We start from the raw sequence: 22,272 nt of genomic DNA, 5'->3' as shown, positions 1-22,272 counted from the left end.
GCTGCGGAGGCACTTCGGCGAAACGCTCTTCGTGTCACGCTACGTGTCCTGAGCACGAACGAGCGTGCACTGCGGCTGTACCGCGCCGCCGGTTACGAGGTGGAGGGAACTCCTCGCGGCGAGCTCGACGTCCGGGGACGTTTCGTGGATGATGCAGTGATGGCTCTTGATCTGTCCACCTGACCGACCTCAGGCAGGCACGTGGCTACGCAGGGCGATGCACGACAAAAATTGGGATGCTGCAACAGTGGAGCTGTCACGACGTTTTCACTGGCGCGGCCGCACGGTCGCGTGGGAGCGCCTCGGCAACGGGCCTGCGGTCGTCATGTGTCACGGAACTCCCTGGTCGTCCCAGGTGTGGGTGGCGTTCGCGGAAGCGCTTGCCCACGACTTTTCGGTATACCTGTGGGACATGCCCGGCTACGGGCAGTCGTCGAAACAACCGGACCACGCTGTCGATCTCGGCACGCAAGCTGAACTGCTCGACGACCTGCTGCGGCACTGGGATCTCCCAGCACCCCACGTGGTTGCCCATGATTACGGGGGCGCCGTGTCGCTGCGGGCGCACTTGCTGCACGGTGCAACTTACGCCTCGCTCGCACTGATCGACGTGGTAGCGCTGCGCCCCTGGGGATCGGACTTCTTCCGACTCGTCGCCGACAACACCGACGTGTTCGCCGGCCAACCCCACGCGGTGCACAGGGGCGCGCTGGAAGCGTACATCGCCGGAGCCAGCCACCGTGGTCTGACCGCCGAGCAGATGCACACGGTGGCAGCACCGTGGCTTTCGCCCGAAGGACAAGACGCGTTCTACCGGCAAATCGCTGCCGCCGACGAGCGCTTCACCGACGAGATCCAAGACCGCTACCCCGAACTCGGCCTTCCCGTGAAGATCATCTGGGGGAGCGAGGACACCTGGATCCCCGTGGACAGGGCCACCCGGCTGTCCGAAGCTATTCGCGACGCGGACCTGGAGATCATCGACGGCGCCGGCCACCTGGTCCACTATGACGCACCAGTACACCTCGCCGTCGCCCTCCAACGATGGCTCGCACATGCCTGCTCATGAATGCACGGCATCCCGCTGAGGGATCGGTCAGCGGGCGCTTTGAGCTTGGCGCGTAGGCGATCCGAGCCGAAGCCGCCGCCTGGGACCGCGCGTTGTCCACCCCTTGGCTGCCGTGGCGGGTCTACACCGATCCGTCGGACAACGAACTGTGCGTGCTGCCGGCCCGGTCGTAGGGGCACGGTCATACCGTTCATCCCCCGAGAAGCGACGTGCCTGGACTGGCTGGCACTGCTGAAAAGCGGCGGAGGGAAACACTGCGAGGTCGTTGCCACCACCGACTGGGGACAGGCCTTCTTTGTCACCACCTACGTCGTTCACATGCTCGATTGGGCCTTCGCCGCTCTCTTCGTGGCCGGCTGCACCGGGCTGGTTCGCACAACCACCTGGCGATGGAGCCGGCCACCGGAGTCCGTGGATGGCCGCTGATCGGTTGGCCGCACCAATTCGGAGTGTGTATGATGTGTGTATGGCTCGGTTGAATGTATGGGTGCCCGACGAGCTCGCTGATCAGGCCCGGGCGGCACAGCTGAACATCTCGGCGTTGACGCAGGCAGCCATCTCCGCGGAGCTGGGGCGGCACGCCACGGATGCCTGGCTGGCCTCGCTACCCACTCCGCGTGGAGTGCGACACGAGTTCGCACTGGCTGCGTTGGATGCCTCCCGTGACGAGTTCGGCCACCGGTGAGCGCACCGAGCAAGCCGGAAGCGGTGGTGCTGGACGCCTCGGTGGCCGTGGACCTGCTGGCTGGAACCGATCGTGCTCCGAGTGCACATGCCCGGCTGTCCCACACCGAGCTGCACGCCCCGGCGCATCTGGACGCCGAGGTGCTTTCCGCGCTGGGCCGGTTATACCGTGCCGGTGAACTGGCCGCCACCGACGTTGATACCGGCTTGACCGCGTTGACCACGATGCCGGTCAGCCGCCATCCCGTGATCGAACTCGCCGCCGATGCCTGGACCCGCCGGGATGACCTGCGGCTGGTCGATGCGCTGTATGTGGCTCTGGCCACACGTCTTGGTGTGCCTTTGATCACCACCGATCTCCGGCTGGCCCGCGCCTGCTCGGTGGCCGAGGCTCTGCCTGTATCCGAGTGAGCCCATGGCCGACTGCGGAAGAACCGCACTCGCAACGCCGCCGCCGGGATGCTCGCGGACGTGTTCGGAAGACGTTGACGAACACCTGACGAACGACGAACCGAGATAGTCCGCTGACCAGCGAAAACGCCGTTGTCTACACGTTGAAGCGGAACTCGACGACGTCGCCGTCGTGCATGACGTAGTCCTTGCCCTCCATGCGGACCTTGCCCGCCGTGCGGGCGGCGTTCATCGAACCGGCCTCGACGAGTTGCTCGTACGAGACGATCTCGGCCTTGATGAAGCCGCGCTGGAAGTCGCTGTGGATGGCGCCTGCGGCCTCCGGGGCGGTCGCGCCCTGACGGATCGTCCACGCCCGCGCCTCCTTCGGCCCGGCCGTGAGGTAGGTCTGCAGCCCGAGAGTGTGGAAACCCGCGCGGGCGAGTGCGTTCAGGCCGGGCTCGGGCTGCCCGATCGAGGACAACAGCTCCTGCGCGGACTCCTCGTCGAGCTCCAGCAACTCGGACTCGACCTTGGCATCGAGGAACACCGCATCCCCCGGCGCGACCAGATCACGCAGCTCCTGCAACTTGGCCTCGTCGCTGAGCACGCCCTCGTCGGCGTTGAACACGTAGAGGAACGGCTTGGTCGTCAACAGGTTGAGCTCGGCCAGTTCCGGCGTCTCCTTGCCCCGCCCCGCGGCGAACAGCGTCTGCCCGGCATCGAGTATCTCCTTGGCCTCTTTGGCCGCCTCCAGCGCGGGCCTGCGCTCCTTGTGGGTGCGGGCTTCCTTCTCCAGCCTCGGCAGCGCCTTCTCCAGCGTCTGCAGGTCGGCGAGGATCAGCTCGGTGTTGATCGTCTCGATGTCGCTGGACGGGTTCACATCCCCGTCGACATGCACGATGTCCGAATCCTCGAACACGCGGATGACCTGGCAGATCGCGTCCGCCTCGCGGATGTTGGCCAGGAACTTGTTGCCCAGCCCCTGCCCTTCGGAAGCGCCCTGCACGATCCCCGCGATATCGACGAACGATACCGTGGCAGGCATCGTCCGGGCCGAGTCGAACATCTCGGCCAGCTTGTCGAGCCGGCTGTCCGGCAACGGCACGACGCCCACATTCGGCTCGATGGTGGCGAACGGGTAGTTCGCCGCGATCGCTTCATTGCGGGTCAGGGCGTTGAACAGCGTGGACTTGCCCACGTTGGGCAGGCCGACGATTCCGAGAGTGAGGCTCACGGGACGACAAGTCTAGGCGTTCGGGGTGGCGATCATCGGACCCGGTCGCCACATCAGCGGTGGCCACCGGGTCCGGCCTCGGCACACACGGTCATCGACCTGTCAGTAACCACCGTCGTCCTGCTCCTGCTGGTTCCCGCCGCCGTTGTCCTGCTCCTGCTGGTTCCCGCCGCCGTTGTCCTGCTCCTGCTGTTGCTCGTTGCCGCCACCCGGAGCCTGTTCGGTGTCATTGCATCCGGCGGCGAGCGTGATCGCCAAGACGGCCGCACCGGCGGTGCCGATGACCTTGAGGGCCTGCGTCGTATAAGCCATGACACGGACACTAAGAATTGATCGGCACCGTCGCATCTCGGTGCACTCCCCCTCGAGAAGGACCCGCACCACCCTCAGTCATCGTGGGGGCCGAGGTCGTCCTCATCGGGCACGCGAAAGGACCGCACATCTCGCTCGTTGGGCAACTCCCGGTTGTCGACGTCGTGCTTGCCGGGCACGTCCGACGGGTCGACGTCCTCCTCGTTCGGCAGGGTCGGGTCCACGTCCGGGTCGTTGCGGCCACGCTCGGGCTCACCTGCACTGCTGTTCATGCCACCGGGATACCCCGGTCAGGGTTCCCCATGCCCGGTACAGCGCAGCGCCATGTCCGATTCCCGCTGGTGGCCGGGACACACGCGCTGGCAGGATCGAACTCATGCCGGTCACCACGGAGCAGGCTCATCGAGCGGTCGCCGCACGCGACACGCGTTTCGACGGCTGCTTCGTCACCGCCGTGCGCACCACCGGGATCTACTGCCGCCCGTCCTGCCCGGCGCGGACCCCGAAACCCGCCAATCTCGAGTTCTTCCCCACCACCGCCGCCGCCCAGTCCGCCGGGTACCGCGCGTGCCGCCGGTGCCTGCCGGACGCGGTGCCCGGATCGCCGGAGTGGGACCTGCGGGCCGACCTCGCCGGGCGAGCCATGCGCCTGATCAACGACGGTCTCGTCGAGCGTGCCGGTGTGGTCGGGCTGGCCGCCGCCCTCGGCTATTCCACGCGGCACCTGACCCGCGTACTCACCACCGAACTCGGGGCCGGCCCACTCGCGCTGGCCCGCGCGCACCGGGCGCACTCGGCGCGCACGCTGATCGAGACGAGCGAACTGGCTTTCACCGACATCGCCTTCGCCACGGGATTCGCCAGCCTGCGGCAGTTCAACGCCACCGTCCGCGAGGTCTTCGCCACGACCCCCACCGTCCTGCGCGACCAGGCACGCAGGGGTGCCGGACCACGCGAGGCGGCAGCGGGCACGATCCGGTTGCGCCTGCCGCTGCGTCCCCCGCTGGATGTCGAGGGACTGCTGGACTTCCTGGCGAACCGGGCGGTGGCCGGGGTGGAAGAGGCCGGGCCGGAACACTACTCCCGCGCCTTGCGGCTCCCCCACGGCGCAGGCGTGGTCACCGTCCGGCCGGAGGGTGACCACCTCTCCGCCACGCTGCGGTTGACGGACCTGCGCGACCTCGGCAGCGCCGTCGCCCGGATACGCCGCCTGTTCGATCTCGATGCCGACCCGGCGGCCGTCACCGAAGTGCTCGGCAGTGATCCGGCACTGGCCACCGCGGTCGCCCGCACACCGGGCATCCGGGTTCCGGGAAGTGTGGACGGGACCGAAGCCGTGATCCGTGCGGTACTCGGACAGCAGGTTTCCGTCCCGGCCGCGCGCACCACCGCCGGCCGGTTGACGGCCGCCCTGGGCGACCCCCTGGCACGGCCCGACAACCGGATGTCTCCGGCCGTGACCACACTGTTTCCCTCCGCCGAGGCGCTGGCCACCACGGAGGCGGCACACATCGGCGGGCCGCGCAGGAGGGTCGAAGCCGTGCGCTCGGTGGCTGCGGCCCTGGCCGACGGCAGCCTCGAGATCCACCCCGGCCGCGACGAGCGGGAACTGCGCCGCGAGCTGGAGAGTTTTCCGGGCATCGGCCCGTGGACGGCGCGCTACGTGAGTATGCGTGTGCTGGGGGCGCCGGATGTCCTGCTCACCGACGATCTCGCGCTCCGCCGCGGAGCCGCCGCACTCGGGATTCCCACCGCGCGGGCACCACTGCGGGCCCGAGCGGCCCGATGGAGCCCGTGGTGCTCCTACGCGGGAATGCACCTCTGGCGGGCCGCGGCCCGGTCCCCACGCAAGAGAACCCGGCACAGTCTCCACGGCCGGGAGCACAACCACCACTCCACCCGGGAGTCCTAGATGAACACCTCGACCCCATCCTGGTCCACCGTGGACACCCACCTCGGCCCGTTCAGCGCAGTCGTCGCAGGCGATGGAGCCGTGCTGGCCTCGGGCTGGACGGCGGACCTCACCGAGCTGCTCGACGTCATCGCCCCCTCGCTGCGGCAGGCAGAACCCCGGTACATGCCCGACCTCGGAGCAGTGACCCGCGCCATCACCCGCTACCACGCGGGAGAGCCGGAGGCGATCGACACGATCGAAGTGCGGCAGCGCTCGGGGGCGTTCCTCGAACACGCGTGGCACGTTCTGCGCAAGGTGCCCGCCGGGGAACCCGTCAGCTACAGCGCGTACGCCGCGCTCGCCGGGCATCCCGCGGCGGTGCGGGCGGCCGCGTCGGCCTGTGCACGCAACGCGGCGGCCCTGTTCGTCCCGTGCCACCGGGTGCTGCGCGGGGACGGGTCACTCGGCGGGTTCCGCTGGGGCGTCGACATCAAGCGGCGGTTGCTGGACCACGAGCAGCGGTACCGGCCCCACGGTGCCGGCCACGACTGACCCTTCCTCCTCCGCCGCGGCCCTGCTTCGACTCATTCCGCTTTCGTGGAGCTCACGCCGGGGATCTCGCCGTGACGGAACGCGTCGACGAACAGCCGGTGATCGTCGCGGACCACGTCGGCGTAGTCCCGCGCGAAGTCCCAGAGCCACTGCATGAACTCCTCCTCGCGCCCGTCGACCACGGCGGCGATGGCCTCCTCCGTCTGGAACGGCACCAGTGTGTGATCCGAGTCGGTGTCGGACACGCAGTGCACCTTCGCCACGGCCCGGCCCAGGTAGTCCAGCACGGGAAGGATCTCGTCCGGCTCGGTCAGCTCCTCCCAGTCCAGATCGGACTCGTAGGGCGAGAGCTCGTCGACGACATAGCCGACACCGTCCAGTTCGGTGTAGCCGAGCAGCGGATCGGCATGAGCCTGCAGCGCTCGCTGGGACACCGCGGTCCGCTGGCCGTGGTGCCGGAAGTACTCGCGGATGTCCCGGTCGGCGACCACCCGCGACGGGGCCGCGACATTGCCCTGCTTCATGGACAGCACGAGGTCGTTCTCCAACGCCTCGTTCTCCCCCTCGATGAGGAAGTTGTAGGCGGGCAGGCCCGCACTGCCGATACCGAACCCGCTGCGCCCCACGAGATCCTTGACCGTGTAGGCGACGTCGCGCATCTTCTTGTCCTGCGGGATCGTGTCCAGGTACTGCTCGAATGCCGCCATCACCCGCTCGCGTTCGGCACGGTCGAGGCGCCGCACGCCCGGCCCTTCACGAAAACGCCGGTCATAGCCCTCGGTCTCGGTCATCGTGCTCAGCATGTCCCCCCTGCTCTGCAGCCGGGCCTGCTGCAGGACGTGGTGCACCAGCCCCTCGGTGGTGTCCAGCCGCAGCGAGAAAGCCGCGTCCCGGTCGCCGTGCACGAACTGACGGACCTGATCGAGGTAGGCGCGGCCTGCGTGCCGGACAAAGCGCTCGATTTCCTCGTCCGGCAGTGCCTTGCTCCACCCCAGCAGGGCGATGCTGGTGGCAAAGCGCTGCAGATCCCAGGTGAAGTGACCGACGTAGGCCTCGTCGAAGTCGTTGACGTCGAAGACGAGCACACCTTCGCCGTTCATGTACGTGCCGAAGTTCTCCGCATGCAGATCCCCCTGGATCCACACCCGGCTGGTGCGCTCGTCGGCCCACGGATCCTGCAGCCGGGCCACGTCGGCGTAGAACGTGCAGGCACTGCCCCGGTAGAAGGCGAACGGTGAGGCGGCCATCTTCCGGAACTTGGTGCGGAATGCCGCGGGCGCGGCCTTCATCAGCTCCGAGAAGGCATCGACCAGAGTGTCGATGATGTGTTGCCGACGCAGGTCCTGATCATTGACGTCGAGCGTGCGAGCCAGCTCGGACATGCATTGCCCCTTCCTGGCGAGAACCGGACGGAGAAGCCTGTATCGCCACGGTACGCATGGATCACCTCGAGTGCCGTGACAGCGGGGATGTGCGCGATCTCGATTACGTCTCGATTGCCAGTGTGGAACCACCCCGAGATTGACGAACCCGCAACCGGACACCGATACGCTGGCGCATCTCCTCGACGTGCGAAACGAGGCCGACGACCCGGCCGCCGGCGCGCAGCTCGTCGAGGGTGTCCATGACCAGGTCCAATGTCCCCGCATCGAGTGAGCCGAAGCCCTCGTCGATGAACAGGGTGTCCAGCAGCGCGCCACCGGCTTCGCCCGCCACCACATCGGCCAACCCCAGCGCCAGGGACAACGAGGCCAGGAACGATTCCCCGCCGGAGAGGGTTTTGGTCGGTCGGGTCAGGCCCGAATGGTCGTCCAGCACGTCCAGGCCGAGCCCGCCCCGGGTTCCCCGCGCACCGGCCGCGTCGGTGTGCACGAACGAGTACCGGCCCGCGCTCATCCGCTGCAGCCGGTGCGTGGCGGCCACGGCCACCTCCTCGAGTCGGGCGGCCAGCACGTAGGAACGCAGCGTCATCTTCCGCTCGTTCTGCCCCTGCCCGTTGACCACATCGGCCAGGGCGTCGAGCTCGGCGAACTCGGCGTGCACCGGGCCGAGATCCGCCCATTCGCGGCGCAATCGCTCCGCGAGCTCGGCAACCTCGCGCCGACGCTGCTCGGCGCCCGCGGCGAGCGCGGCGGCCTGCTCCGCGGCGTCCCGCGCTGCGGCTGCGGCCTCCTCGGCGTCCTCGACACCGGCTTCGGTGTCCGCGTCGACGCCGGGAAGTTCGGCCAGCGTGGCCCGCGCGGCCGCGTCCCGTCGCTCGACCGCGGCCAGCGCCTCCGCCAACTCGGTGCGGTACTCCTCGCTGCGCGCGGCGGCCAGCGCCTCCTCGGCACTGTCGAAGCCGGCCTCGACAGCCGCCTGCCGCAGCGCCGCCCGCTGCTCGTCGTCGCGGCGCCGTGCTTGCTCGCAGGCGGATCGGGCGGTGACGAGTCGATCGATCGCGGCGGCCGAGCCGAGCAGGTGTTCGCGGCGCTCGGTGACCCCGTCGAAGTCGCCACAAGCCCGGTGCAGACGGTGTTCTCGCTGCTCGATGGTCTCGACCAGTGTGGCGTGCTCGGAACGGGCCGCGGCGAGGCGATCGGCGAGTTCGCGGCGCCGGGTGGTGAGTCGTTCGGCGGTGGCTTCCAGTTCGGCGAGTCGGTCGGTGCGGCTCCGAACCCGCGCGGCCTGCTCGCGCACCCGCTCGCACTCGGCCGTGGCCTCGGCGAGTTCGGTGGCCAGCCCGGTCTCGGTGTGCTCGCCGAGCCGCTCGCGCAGCCGCTCGCACCGCTGCCGAGCCTGCCGGGCCGCCTCGGTCACCTCCTCGCGCCGGGTGTGGGCGGCCTGCTCGGCGGACTGCGCCCGCTCCTCGTCGTCGGCACCGACCGGAGCGTCGACCGGGCGGGCGGGATCGGGATGGGTGTCCGAGCCGCACACCGGGCAGGACTCGCCGGGCTGCAGACCTGCGGCGAGCTCGGCGGCCATCCCGGCAAGCCGCCGGCTGCGGAGTTCCTGGAGACCATCCCGGGCCTGCTGATGGGCATCCACCTTCTCGCGCGCATGCGCGTTCGCCGCCTCCAGCGCCCGATCGGCCTCGGGGAGCTCGCGTGCGGTGGTGAGCAGAGCGCTCAGCTCGTCGACACGTGCCTGCACGGTCTCCAGCCGCACGGCAGCGTGCTTGGCCTCGTCGAGATCGCTGCGGGCCTCGGTGATCCGCTCGGGCAGCTCGCCCTGCTGCTCGGCAAGCGAGCCGTCGATGCGCACATCGGCCTCGATCCCGTCGGCCAGTTCCGTGCGCCGGCGGCGATCGGTCTCCTGCTGCTCGGCTTCGGCGACGAGCTGTTTCAAAGCTCCGGCCTCCTCCCGGTACCGGCTCGCCGTCGAGCGCAGGTCGGCGAGCTCGGCGCCGGTGTCCACATCCGCACACTCGGCGGAGGCCGCAGCCACTTCCTCGGCGGCTCGCTCGCGGTCGGCGGCGGCGCGCTGTGCGGCCTGCCGCACGGTGAGCACCGGAGTGGCGCGCTGGGCGGCGTCCTGCTCGGCGCGCCACTGCTCGTGCCGCGTGCGGTGCTGTTCGAGCTCGGCCAGCTCGGCTCGCGCCTCGCGGACGCGGCGGATCCGGTCGGCCAGCTCGTGACGAGCGCGCAGCGTCGCCTCGGCCTCCTCCCGCGCGCGGCGCAATCGGGCTTGCTCGGCTTCGGCCTCCTCCTGCTCGCGGGTCAGCCGCTTGTCCAGGTTCTCCAGCCAGGTCTGCTCGTCCTCACCCTCGCCGGGTTCGGTACCCGCGACCTGGCCGAGGCGGGTCACCAGGTCCCGCGCACGCTGCATCCGCCCCTCCAGCGTGCGGCGGCGCTCCCGACGGCGCTCGGAGAGCCAGTTCTCCACCTCGGCGAAGCGCTGCGTGCCGAAGAGCTTCTCCAGCAGTTTCGCCCGTTCCTCCGTCTCGGCACGCAGGAACTTCGCGAACTCGCCCTGCGGCAGCAGCACCACCTGGAAGAACTGGTCGACGGTCATCCCGAGCAGCCGCTGCACCGTCCGTGCTACCTCGTCGATCCGGGTCAGCCCTTCGGACGGGTGCCCCTCCGGCGGATCACCCATCCAGGTCAGCGACGCCTTGGCCTTCTGCGTGGTGTGGCCGTTCCCGTTCTTCTTCGGCCGCTGGTATTCGGGACTGCGCCGGATCCGCAGCCGATGGCCCTGCACCGTCAGTTCCAGGCTGACCGCGGTGTCGACGTCGCCGGCAGCGGTATCGCAGCGCAGCCGCTTGACCTCTCCCCGCGCTCCCGGCACCGCCCCGTACAGGGCGAAGGCGACCGCGTCGAGCAGCGTCGTCTTGCCGGCACCGGTGTCGCCGTACAGCAGGAACAGGCCGTCGGCACCGAGCGCGTCGAAGTCCACCGCTTCGTGCCCGCTGTAGGGGCCGAACGCGGTGACTTCCAGGCGGTGCAGCCTCATGCGCGCACCTCCGAGGCCTGTACGGCACGCAGCGCTTCGGCCAGCAGCGCCCGCTCCGACTCGGTCGGCTCCGTGCCCCGGCAATCGGCGACGAATGTCTCGGCGAGGTCCCGATCGTCGCGCCCCCGGAGCGCTTCGGAGTACCGCAGCGACGCGGTCGCACGACCACCGGCCGGTTTCCACTCCAGGTGAACGGCATACGGGAAGCGCTGCTGGAGCCGCCGCATCGCCTCGAGCGGCCGTACCTCGTCGGTCAGCGTCGCCGAGAGGTAGCAGTCCTCGACAGCGGTGTGCTCGGCAACGGTGAGCAGGTCCTCGAGCCGACCCTCGACCGTGGCCAGCGCGCGGGGGACGGGGAGTTCCCGCCGTTCGACACCGGCCAGCCCGTCCGCGTCGAGATCGATCAGCCACACCGACTTGCGGTGCTCGGCTTCGGAGAACGAGTACGCCAGCGGGCTGCCCGAATAGCGCAGGTGCTCGTCGAGGCGCTGCGGGCCGTGCAGGTGCCCGAGCGCCACGTAGTCGGCACCGTCGAAGACCGTCCCCGGTACCTGCTCGACACCACCGACGGCGATGCGGCGCTCCGATTCGCTGCCCTGACCGCCGGTGACGAAGGCGTGCGCGAGCACGATGGCGCGGGTCCGCGCACAACGCCCGGACAGTTCCGCACGGATCCGGTTCATGGCTTCGGTGAGCACCGCCGCATGTCCCCGCCCCTCGACGGTCCCCGCACCGGGCACCCGGTCGACGGTCGAGTCCAGCACCTGCCGCGCCGGGTCGGGCTCCAGGTACGGGATGCCGTAGAACGCCACCGGACCGTGCTCGTCCTCGACCACGACGGGTTCGTGCAGGCCGGAGATCCTGGTGTGCAGATGCAGGCCACCGGCGGTGGCGAACTCGGCGAACGCCCCGACCCGCGCGGCGGAATCGTGGTTGCCGGGGGTGATCACCAGTTGCGCCCCGGCCTGCCGGAGGCGCCGCAGCACCCGCATGCAGGTCTCCACCGCCTCACCGGAGGGCATGGCCCGGTCGTAGAGGTCGCCGGCGATCACCACGACGTCGACCCGCTCGTCGGTCACCGTGTCGGCCAGGCCGGACAGCACGGTTTCCTGGTCCGCCAGCAGATCACGGCCGTGGAAGGTGCGGCCGATGTGCCAGTCGGAGGTGTGCAGAACCCGCATGCCGGACAAGTTATCGATAGTGATCGGCGCCGCCGCCGTCCGGTCGCCCCGGCGTGTCGGCATCCGGCTCCCGACACACCGGCACCGTGGTCGGCCATGATCGGGTGTGCAACAACGCCTCGGTGAACGGAGCACATGTGGGTTCGGGGATCCTCACCGTCATCGTCCTCGCGACGGTCTCGTCGTTCGCAGCCGCGCTGGTGCTGTTCTGGCGTCTGTACACCGACAGCGCAAGACGTGCCGACGAGGCACTGCGCATGGTGGAGGCGGAACGGGCGCGCACGGTGGAGCAGCAGGCGGCGCTGCGTCGCTACGAGATCGCCTTCGCGTCGAGCACCGGGCGGGGTGAGCTCGGCGAGCAGGTGCTGGTCGAAACGGCACGCTCGCTGGGCCTGCGGGAGGGGATCCACTTCACTCAGCAGACCGACCTCGCGGGCGGGGGATCGGCACGACCGGACATGGTGCTCACCGTCGGCGGCGGTCGCCGGGTCCCGGTGGACGCCAAGGCCAGTCTCGCCGTCTGGGCCGAGGCGATGGAAACCGATGACTCCGCCGAGCGCCTCGACGCGCTTCGCGTGCACGTGCGCAACATCCGCGCACGCGCGAACGAACTCGCGGGCAAGGGCTACCAGCGGTGGGCGGATGCCATCTACGGCACGATCATGTTCGTCCCCTCGGACGCGGCCGTGGTCGCCGCGCTCGACACCGACCCGCAGTTGCTGTCGTGGCTGCTCGACAAGCGGGTTTTCCTCTGCGGTCCGACGGGGTTCGCCGTACTGGCCTCCGCCGCGATGTTCGCCGCCACCGAGCGCACCATCGCCGAGGACATCGAGCAGGTGCGTTCGCAGGCGGTCCGGGCGCAGCGGGCGGCATCCGGCGCGGTCGAGGCGGTGAACCTCTCCAGTACTCACCTGCAGCGGTTCGTCTCCGCGCGCCGCCGCGAACTCGACGCGCTCGAGTCGTTCCGCAGCGCCGTGCAGCCTCTCGCCGAAACCGCGGGCAGCGCCACCGTTCCCGCGGAAATCCGTCGCGACGAGGACGGTCTGGTCGGCCACACCGACGAGCGGTGATCCGCCTCGATCCGGTCGGGGCCGCCGAGTCCGGACGGCGACGAGGCGTGCAGGCACGGGCCGAGTGAGCGGGTTGCCCGCAATCGAGCATCGAGACGCGTCGGTATCACGACAACCTGGCCGTTACCGTTGTACCCGTGACCGCCTTACCCGAGCACCAGAGCGCTTCCAGTCCCCGCGGTGACAACCCCCGCGGGGACAGTACCGACGGGGACACCACCGGCTGGGCGGAACACTCCGCATTCGGCGCCATTCGCGGCGTGCCGTGGTGGGGGGCGGTCCTGCTGGCCACGCTCCTGACCGCACTGGGCACCCTGCTGGACGTGCTGATCCGGACCAAGCCCGGAATCCTGTTCACCACCTGCTACGTCGTCGGGTGCCTGCTCGCGATCGCACTCGTCCGGCGCAAGAGCCTCTTCGGCCCCATGGTGCAGCCCCCGCTGATACTGGCGATCATCATGCCCGCCGTCGTGCTGGCCGCCGGGTCCGGTATCCCGCAGGACGCGGGCACCACCGCCACGGCGCTTGCCGTGATCAGTCCGCTGATCAAGGGATTCCCCGCCATGGCCATCACCACCGGCGCGGTGCTCGGGATCGGGTTGCTGAGGATGTTCGTGCTGGAGCGCGGCAAGCCGGGATCCGGTCCCCGTGGGGACGCCCCCACATCCACCGCCAACAAGGCTTCCAAGTCGTCCGCCGGCCGCGCTCCGGGTGGGAAGCCGGATACCGGTCGCAAGACACGGGCGGGCGACAGCGGAAGCAAGAAACGCCCGTCCGAAGCCTCGAGCAGGCAACGACCACCCGGTCGGGGGACGGGTCCACGGCCGCCCGAGGCGGGTTCCGAGTCCGATCAGCGTGCCCCAGGACGGCCACAGCGCCGCGGCGACACCGGCCGCAATCCCGCTCCCGGGCGTGGCCGGCCGCAGGGCGAGACGGGCAAGCAGCGTCCGCGGCCGGGTGCGGACGAAGGCGGGGCGCCGAACGGCCGGGGCGCCCGGCCACGTGGCCAGGCTCGGGGCGAGCAGCCTCCGGGCAGGCAGAACGAGCGTTCCCGCGGGCAGCCCCCTGCCGGGCCGAGCGGCAGCGAGGCCCGACCCGAACGCGGCGAACGCCCGCACCCACCCGGGCGAGGCAGCGGTCCCCGTCCGGCACCGGGGCGGGGCAAGCCGCCGGAGCAGCCCCCCGGTGGCACCCCCCCGCGGAGGTCACGCCCCCCACGCCGCGACGGCGGCCGGTGAGGGCCGTGCCCACCCGATCGGCAGTGCCGGTGGTCGGGCCCGCCGGCCTCAGCGCACGCTCTGCGGGCTGTCCGGATTGTCGTTGAGGTCCTTGCGCAACTCCCGCGGCAGTGCGAAGGAGATCTTCTCGTTGGCCGTGGTGACCTCCTCGACCTCACCCCAGCCACGCTCGGCCAGGTAGTCGAGCACCTGGAACACGAGCACATCGGGCACCGAGGCGCCACTGGTCACCCCGACCGTGGTGACACCGTCCAGCCACGCCTCGTCGATGTCGTCGGCGTAGTCGATGAGGTGCGAGGTCGTGGCTCCCGCCTGGAGAGCGACCTCGACCAGACGCTTGGAGTTCGAGGAGTTCTGTGATCCGACCACGAGCACGAGATCGCACTCGGCCGCCATCGCCTTGACCGCGACCTGGCGATTGGAGGTGGCATAGCAGATGTCGTCGCTCGGCGGCGCCTGCAGATCCGGAAAGCGCTGCTGCAGCTGGTCGACCCGCTCCATCGTCTCGTCCACGCTCAGGGTGGTCTGCGACAGCCACACCACCTTGGACGGATCGCGCACCTCGACCTCGTCGATGTCGGAGGCCTTGTCCACCAGTTGCACCCGGTCCGGTGCCTCGCCGGAAGTGCCCTCCACTTCCTCGTGCCCCTCGTGGCCGATCAACAGGATGTCGTAGTCCTGCTTGGCGAACCGGTTGACCTCCTTGTGCACCTTGGTCACCAGCGGGCAGGTCGCATCGATCGTGCGCAGGTTCCGGCGCTCGGCCTCCTCGTGCACGGCCGGGGACACCCCGTGCGCGGAGAACACGACGAGAGCCCCTTCCGGCACCTCGTCGGTCTCCTCCACGAAGATCACGCCGCGTTCCTGGAGCGTTTGCACGACGTGCTGGTTGTGCACGATCTCCTTGCGCACGTAGATCGGCGGGCCGTAGGTCTCCAGAGCTCTCTCGACGGTGTCCACGGCGCGATCGACCCCCGCGCAGTAGCCGCGCGGCTTGGCCAGCAGGACGCGCTTGCCGGAGGCGTCCGGGTTCGGTGTCACGGGCCGATCGTCACCGGCGTGCTCGGTGGCCTGGGGCGAGGTCGTCATGGCTCCCAGGGTACGGATACACCGGCGATCAAGCTCACCGACCGATCCGCAGTGGCCGGTCCACGGCGATCGATCTCACCCTCACCTCACGAGATCCGGCGGGAAAGCCGCGCGGCGATGGCTTCGGCGGCCTGCGTGGGGCACGCTGGGGCTCATGCGATGGCTCTCTCTACCGGTACGGGTCGCAGCCGGGCTCACTGCCACGGCACTGGAGCAGACCCGCAAGCTTCCCTCTCACCTCACCGGACTCCCGGTCACCATCACCAGCCAGGCACTGCAGGTGTCCATGCGGGTGCAGCAGCAGATCACCCAGTTCGCCATCAAGGGCGACGAGGCCCTGGGCCGGCTGCAAACGCCACCGGCGCAGCCGGAATGGGCCACTTTCGACGAAGACCGCGATCGGGAGACCGATGAGAGCGAGAGCACCCCCGAGCAAGCATCCGGCGGCCGGGGCGGACAAGCACCCGGCGGCCGGGGCGAGCAGGAGCCCGCGGTCCACACATCGGGCCCACAGGTGCTTCCCGGCTACGCTCAGATGAGCATCGCGCAGCTTCGGGGAAAGCTGCGCGGACTGTCCGAATCCGACCTGGTCGAACTGCTGAACTACGAGAACGAGCACGGGCAGCGCCAGACGTTCCTGCAGATGCTCTCGCGCCGCCTGGAGACCGTGCGTTCACAGTGACCGGGCGAGCCGGGGACACGTCCCGGGCCACGGGAGCGAGTTGCCGGACGACTTTTTCGAGGAGAGAACCTGACTTCCCCGACAAGCCCCGAAGAACCGTGGCCGGTACGCACGGTCTCCCGCAAGATCGCCGACTGGATCCACCGCCTCGGCGCGATCTGGGTGGAGGGACAGATCACCCAGATCTCGGCGCGCCCCCGTGCGGCGACGGCGTTTCTGACCCTGCGCGACCCGTCGGCCGACGTGTCGCTGACCCTGACCTGCTCATCGACACTGCTGCGGAACATGGACCCGCCCCTGACCGACGGCAGCCGCGTGGTCGTGCACGGCAAGCCCTCCTTCTACGTGGGGCGTGGCACCTTGAGCCTGCGGGTCGACGAGATCCGCGCCGTCGGGGTGGGTGAACTGCTGGCGAGGATCGAGCGCCTCCGGCAACTTCTCCGGGCCGAGGGCCTGTTCGATCCCGCCCGCAAACGCGAACCGCCGTTCCTGCCGAACCGGATCGGGCTGGTGACCGGCCGTGCTTCGGCAGCCGAGCACGATGTGCTCAGCAACGCACGGCTGCGCTGGCCGGCGGTGCGCTTCGCCGTGCGCAACGTCGCCGTACAGGGCTCCACGGCCGTCCCCCAGATCCTGGACGCGCTCGACGAACTGGACCGCGATCCCGACGTCGACGTCATCGTGCTGGCGCGTGGCGGTGGCAGTGTCGAGGACCTGCTGGCGTTTTCCGACGAGGCGCTGTGCCGAGCGGTCTCGGCCTGCAGCACTCCGGTCGTGAGCGCGATCGGGCACGAACCGGACTCCCCGCTGCTCGACCACGTCGCCGACGTCCGCTGCTCCACCCCCACCGGCGCGGGCAAGCGAGTGGTCCCGGACGTGGCCGAGGAAACCCAGCGGATCCACCAGTTCCGGGACCGTGCACGCCGGGCACTGCAGGGTTGGGTGGAACGCGAACGCCGGTGGCTCGACACGGTGCGGAGCAGGCCCGCGCTGGCCGATCCGATCGGACCGCTGGAACGCAGGGCCGAACAGATCGACGTACTCCGGGAGCGTTCCCGCCGGGCGGTGCTCGCGGAGGTCAGCGCCGAGCAGCATCGGCTCGCTGCGACGCGATCACGCTTGACGGCCCTCGGTCCGGCGGCCACCCTTACTCGCGGCTACGCGATCGTGCAACGCATGAGCGAGCACGGTCCCTCGGTGGTGCGGTCGGTCGACGACGCCGGGCCGGGAACGCGACTGCGCGTGCGCGTCTCCGACGGGTCGGTGTACGCGGTCGTTTCACCCGACCGGGAGGAGTCGGGCGAGTCACAGATCGCCGAGGAGCCTCGCTCGGCATCCTAGACTCGCATGGCTGAAACGGAGTCGAGCCCACGACAAGCGCCGGGCTCCGCAAGGATTCGAGCACGGAGGTTCGTGGTGCCGCACCCGGATCAGGAACCCACTTTCCTCCCGCTGACCGTGGCGGTCACCAGATCGGCGGCCACGGGCCTCACCGGCATCGCCGCCAGTGGTCCGGCGGGACGACCGGGGGCCCACGCGGTACGGCGGCGCGCCGAGGAAGCCAACACCACGGCCGCGGGGTGCTGGATGGCGCTGCTGGGTGGTTGCGAATCACCGGAGCGCCGGGACATGCCCGCCCGGCTGCGCGCACTGGCCGAATCGATCTCGCTCTATGTCGGTACCCGATGGTGGTGCGGCCACGGTGCCGCTCACCGGCGTAGGGTCGCCGAGACGCAGTTGCGTATCCACGATGCCGTGCGTGAGGGCGACGGTGCCGAGTTCGCCGAGGCGTTCGTCGGTTATGACCAGGCGATCGCCACGGCGATGGTGTCCGTCCCGAGCAGGTTGGAGAATCCCATCCCGTGAGCACGAGTGAACACGACCGTCCGGAAGGCGGGTTCGATCCCGAGGCCGCGCATCCCGAGGTGGCTCGTCTCGGCTACGAGCAAGCCCGCGACGAACTGACCGAGGTGGTCCAGCAACTGGAGGCGGGCGGTCTTTCCCTGGAGGACTCGCTGGCGCTGTGGGAGCGCGGCGAGGCTCTGGCTGCCGCCTGCGAGCGCCACCTTGCCGGCGCGCGGGAACGTGTCGACCGTGCTCTTGCTTCGGTGGAAACGGACGAGCAGGAGTGAACGCCGGCGTTCCGCTCCGTGCTTCACAATGTACGTAGCGTACTTGACGTACTTGGCATTCCGACGGAAAATCGGAATCGAATCAGGGAGGCGTCATGTCCGCAGTGCATTACGACAGCTACACCGATGCACGCACGCACTTGAAGGATCTGCTCGATGCGGCCGAGAAGGGCCAGGTGGCCACGGTGCGCCGGGACACCAGCACCGCAGCGGTCATCGACAGTGAGCGGCTGCGACGTTTCCTCGCGGCCACCACCACGGCCCGCGCGCAGGTGATCCCCGAGGAATCGGGGTGGTCCATGTTCCTGCCCGGGCACCCCGTCGCCGCGGACGGCCCCTCCTTCGACGAAACGGTCGAGGAGATGATCTCCGCTCTGCGCGAGTACGCCACCGACTGGCAGGAGCACCTGCTCGATTCGCCACAGCACCGGGACAACTGGGGACTGGTGCAACTGATCGAACTCAGCAACGATTCCCAGCTACGCGAATGGCTGGTGGGGACCCCGGAGTGAACCGTCCGCAGCCCACACGCACCGACCACGAACGATTCTGCCGCGCCGAAGGCTGGCAGCCTCTGCGGGATGTGCGCACCGGGGCAGGCACTCGGCACGTCACCTACGAACTCGCCCTCCCCGACGGGCGCGTCCTGCGCACGCGGATCTCCCATCCGCCACAGGGCGGCACCCACTACGGCCCTGCCCTGTGGCAACACATCCTCGCCGATCAACTTCAGGTTTCGGAAACGGAGTTCCGGGCGTGCGTCGACGAGGGCGTACTACCCGACCGGGGAGTGCCTCGATCGGTCGCGGAAGCGCTCCCCCCGGTGCTGGTATACCTGCTCATCAATCGTGTCGGGCTCTCCGAATCCGAGGTCAAGGCACTGAGCAAGGAGCAGGCGGTGGCCCGGGTCAACCAATACTGGTTCGAGGGGAGCTAAACGGTTACACGGGTCGGCTCGGGCCGCGATGCGGGTGGCGGAACCTCCGGCGTCGCCTCGCTGCGGTAGCCCCGACATCAGGTAGGTTGCTACATCACGTCGGCACTGTCCTCGCGAGGCTGTGCCGGAGACCCCGCGGGGGCACGCCGGCTGCGTACGCGGAAAGCAAGCGGCTGACGCCGCTTACCCGACGGCCTGTGCGGCCCACCGGCATAACCGGTACGGACTCGCCGGGAAACGAGGTCCGCGTCAGCGCTGCGGGGTGACGACCGGCGCCGAAAGGGCCGACCGGGCCAGGATGCGGAACTCCTGCTCGGTGCCGCTACCGGTGATGAGCAGGCGCACTCCGTCGCGCTCGGCGACCCAGGCCTTCTCCGTGCGCACGCTGTCGTACACCACCCAGCGAGTGTCCGCTGCCCGAACCACCCCCTGGGCACGCGGGGTACGCCCGGTCTCGAACGCCACCAGCTCGGCCTCCGCGGCCGGGGACTGCGACAGGCGCATGTAGTGCGCTCCCCCGGTCAGCCAGCCCACCCGCACTGCCTGCGTACCGGATTCGACACTGCCCACATCGGCGGAGTTGGCGCGCCATCCCGAAGGCAGCCGGGGCTCGACCACCGGGAAGTCGACCCGGGCGGACGCCCGGCGCAATTCCGCGCTCGCGTCGACCGTGGGAGCCGAGCCCGGTTCGGTGGAGGGCCCCAGCGGACTGAACGAGCACTGGCCGGTGATGCCTGCGATGCCGAGAACGATCAGTGCCAATGGCAGCATCGTGAACAGCATCGACCGCACGGGATGGGTCGGCCGCACCCCTGCCGCCTGCTGGTTGCGCTGCTGGGTCACGCCCCTCATGCTCTCACTCACGGCGTGGCACGCGCTCCGGCCGGCCGCACGGGAGTGGTCTCGACCACGCGGCTCCGCCCCGGGCCACGTGGATCTGGAAAGATCCGCACCAACCAGGCGCGGTGGTCGGCAAGGGCCGTCGGCCACCGCCCGGGACTCGCCAGTACCGAGTCACCACGATCCCTGCTCGCCACCGGGAGGCGCCATGAACACATCCAGCACCGAAAGTCCCCGCATGGAGGCTCCGGACCGGAACATGGCCATGGAGTTGGTCCGGGTCACCGAAGCCGCGGCGATGGCCTCCGGCCGCTGGGTCGGCCGCGGCGACAAGAATTCCGGGGACGGCGCGGCAGTCGACGCCATGCGCAAGCTCATCGGCACGGTGTCGATGCGCGGTGTCGTGGTCATCGGCGAAGGCGAGAAGGACGAGGCGCCGATGCTGTTCAACGGTGAGGAAGTCGGCAACCACAACGGTCCGGAGTGCGACGTCGCCGTGGACCCGATCGACGGCACCACCTTGCTGAGCAAGGGGATGCCGAACGCGCTGGCCGTGCTGGCGGTCGCCGAGCGGCACGCGATGTTCGACCCGTCGGCGGTGTTCTACATGGAAAAGCTCGCCGTCGGGCCGGAGGCTGCCGGGCTCGTCGACCTGAGCGCCCCCGTGGGGGAGAACGTCCGCCGGGTGGCCAAGGCCAAGCACATCGACGTCGCGGATGTGACGGTCTGCATCCTCGACCGGCCCCGCCACGAGAACCTGGTCTCCGAGGTGCGGGAGGCAGGCGCCCGGATCCAGTTCATCTCCGACGGTGATGTCGCGGGAGCCATCGCGGCGGCCCGGCCGGACAGCGGCGTGGACATGCTCATGGGTATCGGCGGTACCCCCGAAGGCATCATCACCGCCTGCGCGCTGAAGTGCATGGACGGGGAGATCCAGGCTCGGTTGTGGCCCAAGGACGACGAAGAGCGGGAGCAGGTCAAGCAGGCAGGCCACGACCTCGACCGGGTGCTGACCACCTCCGACCTGGTGAGCGGGGACAACGTCTTCTTCTGCGCCACCGGAATCACCGACGGGGCCCTGCTGCGCGGCGTGCACTACCGCGCCAACCGTGCCACCACCCAGTCGCTCATGATGCGGTCGAAGTCCGGGACGGTCCGCTTGATCGAGGGTTCCCACAAGCTGGGCAAGCTGCGTGAGTACTCCGATGTCGACTTCGACACCGGCCAGGTTCCGGCCCGCCAGGGGATGCTTCCCTGAGGCCTCCGCAGGCGGCTCACCGTGCCGCCTGCGGAGGGCGGGATCACCCCTTGTCCGTGGAGTGGCCCGGAAACAGGCGCGCCTTGGGGTTGAGAGCCACCGCGATGTTGTTCACCGCGGTGGCCGCCTCCCCGAAGCCGGTGGCGATGAGCTTGACCTTGCCGGTATAGGTGGCGACGTCCCCCGCCGCGTAGATGCGCTCCCGGTTGGTCCGCATCGTCGTGTCCACCCGGATCGTGCGCTTGTCCAGCTCCAGTCCCCACGACTCGATCGCTCCGAGGTCGGCGGTGAACCCGAGCGCGGCGACCACGGTCTGCGCGGGCAGGGTGCGCGACTGCCCGTCCGCGAGGTTCACGACGACCTCGTGCACACCGGTGTCGTCACCGTTGATCTCGGCGATCTCGGCCTCGGTGATCAGCGGAATCCCGAGGTCCTCGACTTTGCTCACGAGACCGGCCTGCGCCCGGAAGCGGGCCCTCCGGTGCACCAGCGTGATGCTGCGCGCCACCGGGTGCAGCGCCAGCGCCCAGTCGAAGGCCGAATCCCCACCTCCGACCACCACCACGTCGTGTCCCTTGTGGGCGGCGAGCTCGGGGATGAAGTGCACGACGCCGCGGCCGACCCAGCCGTCACCGGCGGGCAGCGGGCGCGGGTTGAACTCCCCGATCCCGGCGGTGATCAACACCGCCCCGGTGCGCACCGTGGCGCCCTCACTCGTCTCCACCAGCAAGCCGCCATCCACTTCGGAGAGCCCGGCGGCATGGCGCCCCAGCAGGTACGTGGGGTCGTACTGGCTCGCCTGCTCGACCAGGCCGGCGACGAGATCCCGTCCCCGCACCTCGGGGAACCCGGCCACGTCGAAAATCATCTTCTCCGGGTACATGGCGGTCACCTGACCACCGGGCTCGGGCAGCGAGTCCAGCACCGCCACCGACAGACCCCGGAATCCGGCGTAGTACGCGGCGAACAGGCCCGTCGGCCCGGCGCCCACCACGAGTAGGTCGACCTCCTCGGAGACCGGCTTGTCCGTCACCGCGTCAGCAGTCATGAGTCATCCATTTCCCGGTCGGGTGTGACATCGACCTCAGGCTAGCTGTCCGCACGCCTGCGGCGTAGCCCTCAGCTCGGCGAAGGGCAGCGCAGTAGCCCGTATCGGCGATACCCGGCGGTGCCCGGATCCCATGCCGCGCCCGGTGACCGGCATTCCGACGCGTGATCGACACGCACGTGGTGCAACCCATACTGACTTGCCGCCGGTCGACGGTCCACACTT

The 22,272-nt window shown here is 69.7% G+C and carries 23 protein-coding genes; 14 read left to right on the top strand and 9 right to left on the bottom strand.

Annotated elements, in window-relative coordinates:
* The first annotated feature begins 247 nt into the window (after positions 1-247).
* The 3 genes from DFQ14_RS18160 (at position 248) to DFQ14_RS18150 (ending at position 2,164) form a co-directional block, all read left to right on the top strand.
* The gene (locus tag DFQ14_RS18160) at positions 248-1,069 is read left to right on the top strand and encodes an alpha/beta fold hydrolase (RefSeq protein ID WP_246195529.1); all 822 of its coding nucleotides are present in this window, start codon (positions 248-250) and stop codon (positions 1,067-1,069) included.
* Positions 1,070-1,535: 466 nt separating this feature from the next.
* Positions 1,536-1,754 carry a type II toxin-antitoxin system CcdA family antitoxin gene (locus DFQ14_RS18155; protein ID WP_114454501.1) on the top strand — a complete coding sequence of 73 codons (219 nt, stop codon included), beginning with the start codon at positions 1,536-1,538 and terminating at the stop codon, positions 1,752-1,754.
* On the top strand, positions 1,751-2,164 hold the full coding sequence (locus DFQ14_RS18150) for a type II toxin-antitoxin system VapC family toxin (RefSeq protein WP_246195530.1): 414 nt from the start codon (positions 1,751-1,753) through the stop codon (positions 2,162-2,164). Before DFQ14_RS18155 ends, DFQ14_RS18150 begins: the two co-directional genes overlap by 4 nt.
* Positions 2,165-2,300: 136 nt before the next feature.
* Here the strand turns inward: DFQ14_RS18150 and ychF are convergent, their stop codons facing one another.
* The 3 genes from ychF to DFQ14_RS18135 form a co-directional block, all read right to left on the bottom strand.
* A complete protein-coding gene (gene ychF / locus DFQ14_RS18145; protein WP_114454500.1) occupies positions 2,301-3,380 on the bottom strand; it encodes a redox-regulated ATPase YchF in 1,080 nt (359 codons plus the stop codon).
* A 102-nt stretch (positions 3,381-3,482) separates the two neighbouring features.
* Positions 3,483-3,692, bottom strand: a complete 210-nt coding sequence (locus tag DFQ14_RS18140) for a hypothetical protein (protein WP_114454499.1) — start codon at positions 3,690-3,692, stop codon at positions 3,483-3,485.
* Between the two features lie 74 nt (positions 3,693-3,766).
* Positions 3,767-3,964: a hypothetical protein gene (locus tag DFQ14_RS18135; protein WP_114454498.1), complete on the bottom strand. Its 198-nt coding sequence runs from the start codon at positions 3,962-3,964 to the stop codon at positions 3,767-3,769.
* A gap of 104 nt (positions 3,965-4,068) precedes the next feature.
* On the opposite strand from DFQ14_RS18135, the gene DFQ14_RS18130 reads away from it, so the two are divergent.
* Positions 4,069-5,604, top strand: coding sequence for a DNA-3-methyladenine glycosylase 2 family protein (locus DFQ14_RS18130; protein ID WP_114454497.1), 1,536 nt, complete (start codon positions 4,069-4,071; stop codon positions 5,602-5,604).
* On the top strand, positions 5,605-6,138 hold the full coding sequence (locus DFQ14_RS18125; RefSeq protein WP_114454496.1) for a methylated-DNA--[protein]-cysteine S-methyltransferase: 534 nt from the start codon (positions 5,605-5,607) through the stop codon (positions 6,136-6,138).
* Between the two features lie 32 nt (positions 6,139-6,170).
* Here the strand turns inward: DFQ14_RS18125 and DFQ14_RS18120 are convergent, their stop codons facing one another.
* From DFQ14_RS18120 to DFQ14_RS18110, 3 genes are all read right to left on the bottom strand, one after another.
* Positions 6,171-7,520, bottom strand: a complete 1,350-nt coding sequence (locus DFQ14_RS18120; RefSeq protein WP_114454495.1) for a DUF2252 domain-containing protein — start codon at positions 7,518-7,520, stop codon at positions 6,171-6,173.
* A gap of 103 nt (positions 7,521-7,623) precedes the next feature.
* The gene (locus DFQ14_RS18115) at positions 7,624-10,572 is read right to left on the bottom strand and encodes an AAA family ATPase (protein ID WP_114454494.1); all 2,949 of its coding nucleotides are present in this window, start codon (positions 10,570-10,572) and stop codon (positions 7,624-7,626) included.
* Positions 10,569-11,753, bottom strand: coding sequence for an exonuclease SbcCD subunit D (locus DFQ14_RS18110; protein ID WP_114454493.1), 1,185 nt, complete (start codon positions 11,751-11,753; stop codon positions 10,569-10,571). The genes DFQ14_RS18115 and DFQ14_RS18110 overlap by 4 nt, the downstream gene beginning before the upstream one ends.
* Positions 11,754-11,890: 137 nt before the next feature.
* On the opposite strand from DFQ14_RS18110, the gene DFQ14_RS18105 reads away from it, so the two are divergent.
* Positions 11,891-12,823, top strand: coding sequence for a DNA recombination protein RmuC (locus tag DFQ14_RS18105; RefSeq protein WP_114454531.1), 933 nt, complete (start codon positions 11,891-11,893; stop codon positions 12,821-12,823).
* Positions 12,824-12,960: 137 nt separating this feature from the next.
* A complete protein-coding gene (locus DFQ14_RS18100) occupies positions 12,961-14,061 on the top strand; it encodes a DUF6542 domain-containing protein (RefSeq protein ID WP_114454492.1) in 1,101 nt (366 codons plus the stop codon).
* 48 nt (positions 14,062-14,109) lie between these two features.
* On the opposite strand, the gene DFQ14_RS18095 is transcribed toward DFQ14_RS18100, so the two are convergent.
* Positions 14,110-15,150, bottom strand: a complete 1,041-nt coding sequence (locus DFQ14_RS18095; RefSeq protein WP_114454491.1) for a 4-hydroxy-3-methylbut-2-enyl diphosphate reductase — start codon at positions 15,148-15,150, stop codon at positions 14,110-14,112.
* Between the two features lie 154 nt (positions 15,151-15,304).
* Here DFQ14_RS18095 and DFQ14_RS18090 point away from each other — a divergent pair, with 154 nt between their 5' ends.
* The 6 genes from DFQ14_RS18090 (at position 15,305) to DFQ14_RS18065 (ending at position 18,901) form a co-directional block, all read left to right on the top strand.
* Complete coding sequence (locus DFQ14_RS18090; protein WP_114454490.1) at positions 15,305-15,832, top strand: lipid droplet-associated protein; 528 nt, start codon at positions 15,305-15,307, stop codon at positions 15,830-15,832.
* A 69-nt stretch (positions 15,833-15,901) separates the two neighbouring features.
* Positions 15,902-17,173 carry an exodeoxyribonuclease VII large subunit gene (gene xseA / locus DFQ14_RS18085; protein ID WP_114454489.1) on the top strand — a complete coding sequence of 424 codons (1,272 nt, stop codon included), beginning with the start codon at positions 15,902-15,904 and terminating at the stop codon, positions 17,171-17,173.
* Between the two features lie 75 nt (positions 17,174-17,248).
* On the top strand, positions 17,249-17,698 hold the full coding sequence (locus DFQ14_RS18080; RefSeq protein ID WP_114454530.1) for a hypothetical protein: 450 nt from the start codon (positions 17,249-17,251) through the stop codon (positions 17,696-17,698).
* Entirely contained in the window at positions 17,695-17,964 is a 270-nt protein-coding gene (locus DFQ14_RS18075; protein ID WP_114454488.1) for an exodeoxyribonuclease VII small subunit, read from the top strand. Before DFQ14_RS18080 ends, DFQ14_RS18075 begins: the two co-directional genes overlap by 4 nt.
* Positions 17,965-18,059: 95 nt before the next feature.
* Positions 18,060-18,476, top strand: coding sequence for a prevent-host-death protein (locus DFQ14_RS18070; RefSeq protein ID WP_114454487.1), 417 nt, complete (start codon positions 18,060-18,062; stop codon positions 18,474-18,476).
* Positions 18,473-18,901 (top strand): cytotoxic translational repressor of toxin-antitoxin stability system, encoded by a 429-nt coding sequence (locus DFQ14_RS18065; RefSeq protein WP_114454486.1) that lies wholly within the window; start codon positions 18,473-18,475, stop codon positions 18,899-18,901. Before DFQ14_RS18070 ends, DFQ14_RS18065 begins: the two co-directional genes overlap by 4 nt.
* Positions 18,902-19,150: 249 nt before the next feature.
* Here DFQ14_RS18065 and DFQ14_RS18060 read toward each other — a convergent pair whose 3' ends face one another.
* Complete coding sequence (locus tag DFQ14_RS18060) at positions 19,151-19,753, bottom strand: DUF4245 domain-containing protein (protein WP_114454485.1); 603 nt, start codon at positions 19,751-19,753, stop codon at positions 19,151-19,153.
* 196 nt (positions 19,754-19,949) lie between these two features.
* On the opposite strand from DFQ14_RS18060, the gene glpX reads away from it, so the two are divergent.
* Complete coding sequence (gene glpX, locus DFQ14_RS18055; RefSeq protein WP_114454484.1) at positions 19,950-20,999, top strand: class II fructose-bisphosphatase; 1,050 nt, start codon at positions 19,950-19,952, stop codon at positions 20,997-20,999.
* Between the two features lie 43 nt (positions 21,000-21,042).
* Here glpX and DFQ14_RS18050 read toward each other — a convergent pair whose 3' ends face one another.
* Positions 21,043-22,047, bottom strand: a complete 1,005-nt coding sequence (locus DFQ14_RS18050) for an NAD(P)/FAD-dependent oxidoreductase (RefSeq protein WP_114454483.1) — start codon at positions 22,045-22,047, stop codon at positions 21,043-21,045.
* Between the last annotated feature and the right edge of the window lie 225 nt (positions 22,048-22,272).

It is taken from the genome of Halopolyspora algeriensis (assembly GCF_003337235.1).
Classification (GTDB): domain Bacteria; phylum Actinomycetota; class Actinomycetes; order Mycobacteriales; family Pseudonocardiaceae; genus Haloactinomyces; species Haloactinomyces algeriensis.
This window is presented reverse-complemented; position numbering and strand designations above follow the sequence as displayed.